The organism is Bacteroidota bacterium (assembly GCA_013696965.1).
Taxonomy (GTDB): Bacteria; Bacteroidota; Bacteroidia; order JACCXN01; family JACCXN01; genus JACCXN01.
This window is the reverse complement of record JACCXN010000017.1, coordinates 1-12336: the sequence shown is the minus strand read 5'-3', so window position 1 is coordinate 12336 and position 12336 is coordinate 1. Positions and strand designations below refer to the sequence as shown.

12 protein-coding genes are annotated in these 12336 nt (G+C 34.6%); 11 read left to right on the top strand and 1 reads right to left on the bottom strand.

Translation table 11 applies throughout. The annotated features are described in order from the left end of the window. A partial coding sequence (locus H0V01_02985; protein ID MBA2582335.1) for a transposase occupies positions 1–137 on the top strand: 137 nt, incomplete at its 5' end. Between the two features lie 563 nt (positions 138–700). On the opposite strand, the gene H0V01_02980 is transcribed toward H0V01_02985, so the two are convergent. Continuing rightward, entirely contained in the window at positions 701–844 is a 144-nt protein-coding gene (locus H0V01_02980; GenBank protein ID MBA2582334.1) for a hypothetical protein, read from the bottom strand. Between the two features lie 153 nt (positions 845–997). Between H0V01_02980 and H0V01_02975 the strand changes: the two genes are divergently transcribed. From H0V01_02975 to H0V01_02930, 10 genes are all read left to right on the top strand, one after another. Continuing rightward, entirely contained in the window at positions 998–1573 is a 576-nt protein-coding gene (locus tag H0V01_02975) for a restriction endonuclease subunit S (GenBank protein MBA2582333.1), read from the top strand. Continuing rightward, a complete protein-coding gene (locus tag H0V01_02970; GenBank protein MBA2582332.1) occupies positions 1560–2564 on the top strand; it encodes a virulence RhuM family protein in 1005 nt (334 codons plus the stop codon). Before H0V01_02975 ends, H0V01_02970 begins: the two co-directional genes overlap by 14 nt. Beyond that, complete coding sequence (locus H0V01_02965) at positions 2561–4135, top strand: type I restriction-modification system subunit M (protein MBA2582331.1); 1575 nt, start codon at positions 2561–2563, stop codon at positions 4133–4135. The genes H0V01_02970 and H0V01_02965 overlap by 4 nt, the downstream gene beginning before the upstream one ends. Before the next feature lie 2 nt (positions 4136–4137). Continuing rightward, on the top strand, positions 4138–4905 hold the full coding sequence (locus H0V01_02960) for a metallophosphoesterase (GenBank protein MBA2582330.1): 768 nt from the start codon (positions 4138–4140) through the stop codon (positions 4903–4905). A gap of 37 nt (positions 4906–4942) precedes the next feature. Next, positions 4943–6184: a restriction endonuclease subunit S gene (locus tag H0V01_02955; protein MBA2582329.1), complete on the top strand. Its 1242-nt coding sequence runs from the start codon at positions 4943–4945 to the stop codon at positions 6182–6184. Between the two features lie 3 nt (positions 6185–6187). Then, complete coding sequence (locus tag H0V01_02950) at positions 6188–6352, top strand: hypothetical protein (GenBank protein ID MBA2582328.1); 165 nt, start codon at positions 6188–6190, stop codon at positions 6350–6352. 463 nt (positions 6353–6815) lie between these two features. Then, positions 6816–7280, top strand: coding sequence for an IS200/IS605 family transposase (tnpA, locus tag H0V01_02945; protein ID MBA2582327.1), 465 nt, complete (start codon positions 6816–6818; stop codon positions 7278–7280). Positions 7281–7740: 460 nt separating this feature from the next. Beyond that, positions 7741–10872 carry a type I restriction endonuclease subunit R gene (locus H0V01_02940; GenBank protein MBA2582326.1) on the top strand — a complete coding sequence of 1044 codons (3132 nt, stop codon included), beginning with the start codon at positions 7741–7743 and terminating at the stop codon, positions 10870–10872. 83 nt (positions 10873–10955) lie between these two features. Beyond that, the gene (locus H0V01_02935) at positions 10956–11327 is read left to right on the top strand and encodes a four helix bundle protein (protein MBA2582325.1); all 372 of its coding nucleotides are present in this window, start codon (positions 10956–10958) and stop codon (positions 11325–11327) included. Then, positions 11308–12039, top strand: coding sequence for a M48 family metallopeptidase (locus tag H0V01_02930; protein ID MBA2582324.1), 732 nt, complete (start codon positions 11308–11310; stop codon positions 12037–12039). The genes H0V01_02935 and H0V01_02930 overlap by 20 nt, the downstream gene beginning before the upstream one ends. The last annotated feature ends 297 nt before the right edge of the window (positions 12040–12336 follow it).

The window sequence follows — 12336 nt, the reverse complement described above, 5'->3', positions numbered from 1 at the left end:
TAAATTACTTTAATAATCGTAGCACCAATGCATCGGCAGAATCTTTCAATGCAAAAATAAAAGCTTTTAGGTCTGCTTTTAGAGGAGTTAGAAATGTAAGTTTTTTCTTGTTCAGATTAGCAAATATTTATGCTTAGAAATTTGCAGCCCCCAACTTTTCCGCTTGATCCACGCTTACTTATTAGCAGGGACATTTACAACTTTTAGTATTAAAAGACAAGACAGACGGATAAATGGGAATGATTTCTCAACTGACATATTTGAAGACAATAATTTAAAATATCAACAGAATTAAATCTCTCTTTCTTTCGGGACTGAATTTTACTTAACAGAAAGACTAAACTTTTTTGTTGAACCAAATTTTAGATACTCTATAACACCTATATTAGATTATCTAGACTTTAATCCTTCAAATATCATAGGCCTAAATATTGGACTGAATTACAAATATTAAAAAACGTGCCGTAACACTGCATACTCTCAAGTGGAGTGCTTGGTGCATTTTGAAAAGTCAGTGCTTTCTATTCCCTTTTGTGCCGGTGGACAAGAACGCTGCAAATCAGCCCCCGTAAGGCTAAGCTGCCGGGCCAGAATTGTGTGCTGGTGCTTAGTGTACAAAATATAATCCATCACTGTGTATTCTGTATCTCCTCTGTTGAGCGTAGCGTCCCGCTACGCCCATATTAACAAGGCCTCTGGCCTATTTGTAAGTTTTCCATTTTCTCATTACTATTTCCATTTCCAACAACCCTTTTTCACCTGCATAATCTTTTGCGCTTGAATACCGATATTCTTCAGGCTTTTCAATCCCGCAGTTATTGCGGGACTCTTTCCGGGTTATCATGGATGTATTCTAATTTTTGCCTTTTTCATTATAGCAGAATCAATTTAATCCCCATTGAATTTCGCATATTAATTATTCAGCAAACAAATTCTGATTAATTTTATTTGTTTCATATTGCCTATTATATACATTTGCCTCAGCAAACAAATTCTGATGCAAGTGTTATTAAAAGATATAGTCGAAATTTTTTCTGGCCACACGGTTCGGAGCCGTGTGGAGAACGACCTCTCAGGGGATGTTTGTGCTATTCAATTAAAAGACCTTAAGAACAATTACACCGAAATCTCCGGTTCTCCCCATAGAATAAAAAGTACCGGAATACCGCAAAAGCAGTTCCTGCAAAAAGGTGATATTCTTTTTATCACGAAAGGAGCAAACAATTATGCTTTGGTTTTCAATAAGAATTATACGGCTATTGCACTTTCGGTTTTCTTTATAATACGAGTTGTTAGTGAAAAAATTAGTCCTGAATTTTTAGCATGGTATATAAACCAGGAAAAGGCTCAGGGGTATTTGCACACAGGCAAGGAAGGGACTATGATTACAAATATCAACAAAGCTACTTTAGAGAACATGAATGTTGATATTCCATCAAAAGAAAACCAAGAGCGTATTACTGAAATACATAACTTGTGGCAGAAAGAAATACAAATTTCAAACGATATAACTAATCTCAGACAAAAAATAATCTATAATGCCTTGATACAAATTAGTAATGGAAAAATTTGAAATTCTTTTATACAGTACCGCTGAAGGTGATGGACACATTGAAGTTTTTTTTGAGAATGAAACCTTCTGGCTGTCTCAAAAAAAAATGGCAGAACTATTTAATGTAGATGTGAGAACAATTAATGAACATTTACAAAACATATTTAAATCCAATGAATTAGAGGAAGATTCAGTTATCCGGAAATTCCGGATAACTGCTTCTGATGGAAAAAACTACAATACAAATTTTTATACCCTTGATGCAATAATTGCTGTGGGCTATAGAGTGAATTCAGTTGAAGCAACCCGTTTTAGAATATGGGCTACTAAAACGCTCCGCGAGTTCATTATTAAGGGTTTTGTAATGGATGACGAACGTTTGAAACAAGGGAAAAACTTCGGAAGGGATTATTTTGATGAACTGCTTGAGCGGATACGGGAAATACGTGCAAGTGAAAGAAGGTTCTACCAAAAAATAACAGATATATATTCACAATGCAGTATAGACTATGATCCTCAAGCCGAAATTACACGAACATTTTACAAAACTGTTCAAAACAAACTGCATTGGGCAATAACCGGTAATACCGCTGCTGAAATTGTTAAAACACGGGCCAATTCCTTAAAGTTAAATATGGGGCTTTCAACATGGAAAAACGCTCCAAATGGCAAAATTCTTAAATCGGACGTTGCTGTAGCAAAAAACTACTTGAACCAGCAGGAAATTGATGAACTAAACAGGGTTGTTTCTATGTACCTGGATTATGCCGAAAACCAGACGAAAAAACAAGTTCCTATGGCTATGAATGATTGGGTTGAAAAATTAGATGCTTTTCTAAGTTTTAACGACTACAAAGTGCTGAAAGATGCCGGCAAAATTCGTCATAAAATAGCCGAGAAGTTAGCAGAAAAAGAATATGAAAAATACCGTATCATTCAAGATGCGAATTTTATAAGTGATTTTGATAAAGAAGTTAAAAAGTTAAAGGGGAATAAAAATAAATTGTCATGAAAAAAACAACGAAGCCAACACAAGAAGAATCACTTTCTATAGGGAAAGTTCCTATTGTAAATAAAATTAAATTAACGCAAACAGAAATCAACTCAACTCTATGGGCTGCCTGTGATAGCTTTAGAGGAGCAATTGACTCGCAGGATTATAAAAATTACATCCTTGCTTTCCTCTTCTTTAAATACTTAAGCGATAAGCACAAGGATAAATACGAAGAGTTTAAAAAGCAATATGGTAATGATGAAGAGCTGATAACACGTAAGATGAGCCGTGAGCCTTTTATTTTATCCGAAGATTGCACCTTTGATTTCATTGTGGAAAATAAGAACCACACGAACCTTGGCGAATTCTTGAATAAGATATTCGAGAAAATTGAAGATGATAATAAGGCAAAATTAGAGGGCGTATTTGGCGACCTTGATTTTAATTCGAACTCTAAGTTAGGAGATACCAAAGATCGTAACCGGAGATTAAAATTATTGATCGAGGATTTTGATAAGCCCAAATTAAACTTCCGTCCTTCTGTTATAGGAAGTGAAGACATAATAGGTAACGCCTACATGTACCTGATAGAAAGGTTTGCAGAGGGTGCAGGAAAAAAAGGTGGTGAATTTTATACGCCTCATGAGGTTTCTGTTTTGTTAGCAAAACTTTTATCACCAAAAGCCGGAGATCGTATTTGTGATCCTGCATGTGGTTCAGGTTCATTGTTGATTACTGTTGCTGAGGAAGTACCATTTAAAAAAGGAACGCATGTTCGTGACTGTTCTTTATGGGGACAAGAGAGTAATGGGAACACTTGGGCTTTAGGAAAAATAAATATGTTCCTCCATAATGCCGAAGCAAAAATTGAATGGGGTGATACGATTAACAGCCCTAAATTAATTGAGGGTGATTCATTAATGAAGTTTGATGTTGTGGCAGCTAATCCTCCCTTCTCTTTAGATAAATGGGGTGCAGAGCATGCAGTAAATGATCCATACAAACGTTTTTTAAGAGGTGTGCCTCCGAAAACAAAAGGTGATTATGCTTTTGTATTGCACATGATTGATACAGCAATTGATAAAACAGGCAAGGTGGGAATAATTGTACCACATGGTGTTTTATTCAGGGGCAGCTCAGAAAGAGCCATCAGGGAAAAATTAATAAAAGAGAATTTATTAGAGGCTGTTATAGGCTTACCCTCCAACTTGTTTTATGGAACCGGCATTCCGGCTGCTATTCTTATTTTTAATAAAGGGAAGAAAAACGAAAACGTGCTTTTTATTGATGCAAGTAAAGATTTTGAAGCCGGCAAAAAACAAAACAAATTAAGAGAAACACACATCAATAAAATTGTTGAAACTTTTAAAGCAAATAAAGAAATTGCAAAATATTGTCATGTAGCCACTTTGGAAGAGATTGAAGGAAATGATTTTAATCTTAACATTCCTCGTTATGTTGACAGCTTTATAGCAGAAGAGGAAATTAATGTAAAAGAAGTACAAGCCGAAATTGAGGTGCTGGAAGGTGAATTGGTTGAGGTGAAAAAAAAATTAAGCAATTATTTAAAAGAGTTAGGTTTAAACTAAAAATGAAAATACAATACGCATCTGACCTGCATCTGGAGTTTCCTGAAAATAAAAAATTCCTAAAAGAAAAACCTTTACAACCAAAGGGCGATATATTGATTCTTGCGGGTGATATTGTACTTTTTACACAGATGGACAAGCACAAAGATTTTTTTAAATATGTATCCGACCATTTTCAGGTTACTTACTGGATACCAGGCAATCATGAATATTATTATTTCGATGCCACTAAAAAATGCGGAACTATCAATGAAAAAATCAGGGAAAATGTATTTTTGGTAAACAACATTTCTATTGCCCATGAAAATGTCCGGTTTATCTTTTCCACTCTCTGGTCAAAAATTAGCCCGGAACACCAATGGCAAATAGAAAGGGAGATGAACGATTTTCACCTGATTAAATATAATGGTAAACGCTTTTCGTCAGAACCTTATAACCAGATGCATGCAGAAAGTTTAATGTTTATAAACAGCGAGCTGGAAAGGAATACCAATGAAAAAATAATAGTAGTTACCCATCATGTACCTACTTACAAAAATTACCCTGAACAATATAAAGGAAGTATTTTGAGCGATGCATTTGCAGTGGAACTTTTTAATGTAATAGAACCATCTGAAATTAGTTTTTGGATATACGGGCACCACCATCAAAATACACCAGGCTTTGAAATAGGAAGCACGCAACTGATAACCAACCAGCTGGGGTATGTGCAGCAGCACGAACACCAGCTGTTCCAGACCGATAAAATAATTGAAATAGACAATGTTTAAATGAACACATGGAATTCCATACAAAAAATTTAAAACAATGATGCTGCCAACCGAAGTGAAAACAAAAACAGATTTTACATTTTCACCTGTTGGTTTAATACCGAAGGATTGGACATGTTACGAACTTCACGAAATTACTTCAAAAGAAAGACCCATTTCTTATGGTATAGTTCAAACAGGAATTAATGTGGAAGGAGGAGTAAAATGTATTAGAGTTATAAATATAAATGAAAACAAAATTAATGAGGATGATTTAATTACTACAACAACCGAAATTAGTCAAAGTTATAAAAGGACAATTTTAAAAAAAGATGATTTAATAATGCCTCTTCGTGGAAAAGTTGGAGAAGTTGCGAAAGTTCCAATTTCTCTTGTTGGTGCAAATTTGACAAGAGGAGTGGCGTTAATTTCACCTCTTAAAAAGATATCTCCTGATTTTCTTCAGCAGCAGATTAGCTCAATGCATACAAGAAAAATATTAGAACAATCTTTAAATGGTTCTGCGCTACAAGAGATCTCTATTGGTCTTCTTAGGAAAATAAAGGTCGCTATCCCCAATAATTTTTCCGAACAAACCGCCATTGCCGAAATCCTCAGCACCTGCGATGTTGCAATAGAAAAAACAAATCTTCTTATTTCAAAAAAAGAAAAACGCAAGAAAGCTTTAATGCAAAATTTGCTTACAGGGAAGGTTAGGTTTAAGGAGTTTGCGAATGCTGAATGGGGAAATGTTTTGTTAGGTGATGTTACTAATATTGTGATGGGACAATCACCTGATTCAATCTCTTACAATTCAGATGGAAATGGCATTCCACTACTTCAAGGAAATGCAGATATTAAAAACAGAGTGTCAACACCGAGAATTTATACAAACAAACCAACTAAGGTTTGCAATGTGGGAGATGTTTTAATGACCGTAAGAGCCCCAGTGGGTGCAATAGCAAAATCTCTTCATCATGCTTGTATTGGGCGAGGAATTTGTGCTTTCAAGGCAAATCAGATTGATAGTGAATTTTTATATCAAATCTTATTAAACTTTGAACCGAAATGGGTTGAATTTGAACAGGGCAGTACGTTTACTTCAGTTTCAAGTACAGATATAAAGGAGTTAGAAATTTCAATTCCAAATGATAAAAATGAACAAGTCAAAATTGGATCAGTTTTATCCTTTGCAGATATAGAAATTCAAAAATTAAAATCACAACTTGAAAAATTAAAACTTCAAAAAAAAGGCTTAATGCAGCTTTTACTTACAGGTAAAGTGAGGATAAAAATATAGATTATGAGCAAAACATTTAATTTTTATTGCGATGAACGGAGAGAAATATCATTCCTACGGGATTTTTTGAGATTGGGTTTTATTCAGTTATTACCAGAATACCATCCCTATGGGATTGCTGACGATTGTTATTATTCGGGTATTACCGGGATTAATACAAATGGTTAATCCCGTAGGGATGAAATATTGGTAGCAGAAAAAATATAAAAACATGAGCAAAACATTTAATTTTTATTGCGATAAACGGAGAGAAATATCATCCCTACGGGATTTTGCGCAATGGTTTTTATTCAGTTATTACCAGAATACCATCCCTACGGGATTGCTGACGATTGTTATTATATGGGTATTACCGGGATTTCATTTTGCCGGGATTGTAAAAAAATGGTTAATCCCGTTAGGGATATTATTATGGTAACAGAAAAAACTGAACAACATTAAATCCATTTAGGGATGGCATTTTGGTAGAGATTAAATTATGGTATCAGAAAAAACGGAAAATATTAAATCCCGTAGGGATGAAATATTGGTAGCAGAAAAATAAACCATTTAAAGTCCCGTAGGGACGATCTTTTGGTAGAAAATTAAATTAAAAAATATTAAAATCCCGTCAGGGATGACATTTATCTTTATGGCAAACACCTATTCTCAAATTTCAATCCAGGCGGTATTCGCTGTAAAAGGCCGCGAAAATATTATTACCAAAGAATGGCGGGATGAATTGCACCGATATATATCGGGCATCATTCAAACCGAAGCGAAATCACTTGCAGTTGGAGGATGGCAGGACCATGTTCATATATTTTTCGGGCTGCCACCTGCACTGAGCGTTTCCCAATTACTGCAAAAAGTAAAAGCAAATAGTTCTAAATGGATCAATGATAAAAAATTTATAAAAGGTAAGTTTCAATGGCAGGAAGGATATGGGGCATTTTCATACAGTAGGAGCCAGAGGAATGCGGTAATCAATTATATAATGAAACAGGAAGAGCATCACAAAAAAAAATCCTTTAAGGAAGAATACCTGGAAATGTTAAACAACTTTGAGATTGAACATGAAGAAAAATATTTGTTTGAATTTTATGGGGATATTTAAAATAAGCCTTATGCTAAAATATCATCCCTACGGGATTTTGCGCAATGGTTTTTATTCAGTTATTACCAGAATATCATCCCTACGGGATTTGGAGATAAATGATAACGGCTTCTCTCCCAAAAGGAGAAATCTTTACGTGATTTTTGCGAATTATTTTTATTCGGTTATTACCAGAATATCATCCCGATGGGATTTCATGGAAATGATTATTCGGGTTACCAAAGTCGCATCCCTATGGGATTTTAAGATGTTTTTAAAAACAAGAAGCCAAACACATGGTTTGGCTTCTTACCGATCAGGGACACCCCGGTCCAATACATTAAGCAGAAAACGCCAACCATCTTGGGTTAGCGTCTTCCGAACTCCTTCTTCCATTCTAACGAATATTGGAAAGATGAATCTCAGATGCAACGCTACAAATATTTTACCAGCATGAAAAAATCTCTAAAGTATTATTGAAATGACTAACTACCAGGAAAACAACGATTCTCAACTCCCTGCCTTACTGCTGCTTCAAAAACTTGGCTGGAAATATATTTCCCCACAGGAAACTGACAGCCAACGTGGAAATATTAAAAGCAACGTTATTTTAGAGGGAATCTTAGAAGAGAGGCTGAAGGAATTAAATAGCTTTGAGTACAAAGGAAATAAGCATAAATTTTCTGATGGGAATATTCATGCTTCTATTCATGCATTAAAAAACTTGCAGGATGATGGATTAGTCCGTACCAATGAGCGTGCGTATGATTTAATTTCTTTAGGAAAAAGCTTTGAAGAAACAATTCAGGGAGATAAAAAAAGCTTCACTATTAAATACATTGATTGGGAAAACATCCATAACAACGTATTTCACATAACCGATGAATATGTGGTTGATGGTTTAACAGATACTCGCAGGCCGGATATCGTTTTATTTGTAAACGGTATTCCATTTGTTGTAATTGAAAATAAAAGAAGAGATAAGAATTCTTCCATTGAAGAAAGCATTTCCCAACATACCCGCAATCAGGGCAAAGAACAAGGTGTTCCGAAATTATTTTATTATAACCAGCTCCTGTTGGCTGTTCAGCCAAATGAGGTTAAATATGGAGCTATTGATACCAAACCTAAATTTTGGAGTTTTTGGCAGGAACAGCAAGATGTTGAACATATTGTTAAAAAGATAATTAACTCCAATGCAAATGGAATAAAAGCGGAAGACCGCTTACCAACGGAACAGGATAAAGTTCTTTATTCGCTTTGCAGTCCGGATAGATTAATGGAATTGGTTTTCAAATTTACTTTGTATGATGGAGGAGTAAAGAAAATTGCCCGATATCAGCAATATACAGCTGTAAAGAACTCTTTAGATAGGATAAAAGAGTTCAATAATGATGGCCAGCGTAAAGGTGGCGTAATATGGCATACTCAGGGAAGTGGAAAATCTTTAACAATGGTAATGCTTGCAAAAAGCATCGCTTTGGAAAAAGAGATTATAAATCCAAGGATCATCATAGTTACTGACCGTATTGATTTGGACAAGCAAATATCTTCCACCTTTAATGCCTGTGGTAAAGAAGCTTTACGAGCAAAAAGCGGAAATCATTTGATTGAGTTAATAAATGAAAGTGGTGTTGAGATTATTACCACGGTTATAGATAAGTTTGAAAGTGCTTTAAACAGAAAGGACTTTAACAATCAATCTTCGAATATATTTGTTTTGGTTGATGAGAGCCATAGAAGTCAATACGGTTCTACTCATGCCAAAATGAAACGTGTGCTTCCAAAAGCATGTTATATAGGCTTTACAGGTACTCCACTTTTGAAAAAAGACAAAAGCACAGCAGATAAGTTTGGTGGGTTTATTGATAAATACACCATCAATCAGGCGGTAAAAGACAAAGCAGTGGTTCCTTTGCTCTATGAAGGGAGATCGGCAAAACTAACGGTTAATCAGGGGCAAATTGATAAAGGTTTCGACCGTTTAGCAGAACCTTTGACTATGTATCAAACTAAAGACCTAAAAAGAAAATTTTCTTCGCTCACAGAAATATATAAATCGGGCCAGGTGGTAGAAGAAATCGCATTTGATATTTCACAACATTTCTGCAAAAATGTAAAAGGAACAAAATTCAAAGCGATGCTTGCCGTTCCATTGAAGGCAACAGCAATGAAATACCAGAAGTATTTTGAAGAACAAACCAATCCTGCATTAAAAATAAACACCGCTGTTATAATTTCAGCACCGGATACGAGAGAGGATCATGAAGAAGTTGATGAAGAACCAAATGATGAGGTTCAAAAGTTTTGGAAACGCATTGTCACTCGTAACGGAACTCCTGAAGCTTATGAGGAATCTACAATCAGCAAATTTAAAAGCAATGATGACGATGTAGAACTTTTAATTGTTGTAAGTAAACTGCTTACCGGTTTCGATTCTCCAAATTGCTCTTTTTTATATATTGCCAAACCACTTGCAGAACATAATCTTTTACAAGCAATAGCACGTGTTAACCGTTTGCATGAAGGAAAGGATTTCGGATTTATTATTGATTACGTAGGTATTCTTGGTCAATTAGATTCTGCCTTAACGCAATACAGTGCTTTGCAGGAATTTGATGAACATGATTTAATTGGAACGGTAGTTAATGTATTGGAAGAAATTAAAAAGCTTCCCCAGCGCAATTCAGAATTGTGGGACGTATTTAAGGAAGTTGCCAATAAGAAAGATATTGAGGCAATGGAACGTTTCCTTGCTCCGAAAGACAGAAGGGATTTGTTTATTGAAAAACTGACCGCTTTTGCAAAGAATCTTCAAGTTGCTTTATCATCTGACGAATTCTACAAATTATTCAGCGATAAACAGATTCATCAATATCTGAGTGAACTGAAGTTTTTCCAAAGTTTAAGAGCATCAGTTTCCGTTCGATATGCGGAAAAGATCCACTATAAAGAATACGAAGCAAGAGTCCGAAAGCTTTTAGACACTTACATTGGTGCAGAAGGCGTTGAGCAAATAACAGAATCCATAAATATTTTTGATGAGGAGATATTTAAGCAAGAGGTTCAGAGAGTTACAGGTTCTGTTGCATCTAAAGCGGATGCCATTGCCTATAAAATGAAAAAGGTGATCTCTGAAAAGATGGATGAAGATCCGGTATTCTATAAAAAATTCTCACAATTGATAGATGAAACTATCAAGGCTTTTCAAGATAGAAGATTAACGGAAGGACAATATTTAGAAACGATATTAAAAAACAGAGATAATCTTATCAATGGATCAAATGATGGTATTCCAACTGTATTAAATGGCAAACCGGAAGCACGTGCCTTTTATGGGATAATAGCGGAGAGCATTTTACCTGCAAGCACTGAGCCTGTTCCTTCTTCGGTAACAGAATCATTGGCTAAAATGGGTGTTGAAATTACCGAGATAATTCAAAGGCTAACCATCAGAGACTGGAAACGAAACGATGATGTGCAAAAGCAGATGAAGAATGATTTGGAAGATTATTTATTAGCAAAAAGAAAAGAATTAGGTGTTGAGATTTCCTTTAGTCAGATAGATGCGATCTTGGATGAAGTTTTGAAAGTAGCGAAACATAAGTTTTAATTAATTAACAATGAACAATGAACAATGAACAATTGTCAATTGTCAATTGTCAATTATCAATTATCAATTTAATAGAAAAGAAGATGAAAAAAGATAATATAGTAAAAACAAAAAGTCTTGAATTTGCTTTGTTGATTATAAAGGTTGGTCAGTATTTGCAAATAGAAAAGAAGGAATACATATTATCTAAACAGGCAATACGATCAGGTACTTCAATAGGAGCAATTATTCAGGAATCTGAACATGCTCAAAGTAAGGCTGATTTTATTCATAAATTATCAATATCATTAAAGGAAGCCAATGAAACAGAATATTGGATTGAATTACTATTTAAATCAGGTTACATTGACATAAACTGTTATAATGAATTAGATATAAGTATAAAAGAATTGCTTCGGCTTTTAATATCAATTATAAAATCTTCAAAAGCAGGGTATGTTAGAGCAACGAACTAATTTTGAATTTTCCAATTGTGAATTGTCAATTGAATACGGAACAACAACTATAAAGTTTAAAGTACATTATAGTGATCGCAAAACGCTGGGTATTGAAGTGCATCCTGATCAATCAATTAAGGTAATAGCACCAACTGGACTAACCTTAAACAGAATAATGCAAAAAGTAGAAAATAAAGCACCCTGGATTCAAAAGCAAGTGAGGAAATTTTCGAGAATTGAAAAATTTGAAACGAAGAAGGATTATGTAAGTGGTGAAACGATGTTCTATTTGGGAAGACAATATCGTTTAAAGGTTATCAAGGGTGATCCAAGTGTAAAGCTTTCGGGGAAGTACTTTTGGCTTTCAATGCCTGATAAAAATGATAAGATATTAGCTGCTGAATTGATAGAGCAATGGTATAAAGAACATGCCATTAAAAAACTGAACGATCGTTTTATAAAATTGAATCATATAGCCAAGCATGAAAAAATAAAAGTGAACACTCTTTATTTTAGAACATTAAAGAAGCGTTGGGGAAGCTGTACCAAGCTGGGTAATATTACTTTGAATATAAACCTTATAAAAGCTCCAATTGACTGTATTGATTATGTAATTATCCATGAGCTTTGCCACTTGAAATATTTAAACCACAGCCCAAAGTTTTATAGGTTGTTGGATAAATACTCTCCAGACTGGAGAATAAAACAGGAAAAGCTTAATCGGTTTTAGGGTTATTTTGGAATTGATTGGTAGCGCCTTTATCTCATGGGTAAAACAATGCGTCCAAAATTGATATTCCGAATTTCTTTTATGCTTGAATGCTGCATCTTTGAATATTTTCAACATCCATTCTTTTCTGCTTTCATTACAAGAATCAATTTCTTCTATTATTTTTTTGGTTGCATAACTTTTGAAATCTCTTAAAATAGCACTCAATTCTTCTTTTTGACTTCTAGATGAATATGATTACTCATTATTACCCATGCATATATTTCAAGGCCTTTGTTTTTCTGACAGTAAAGCCAG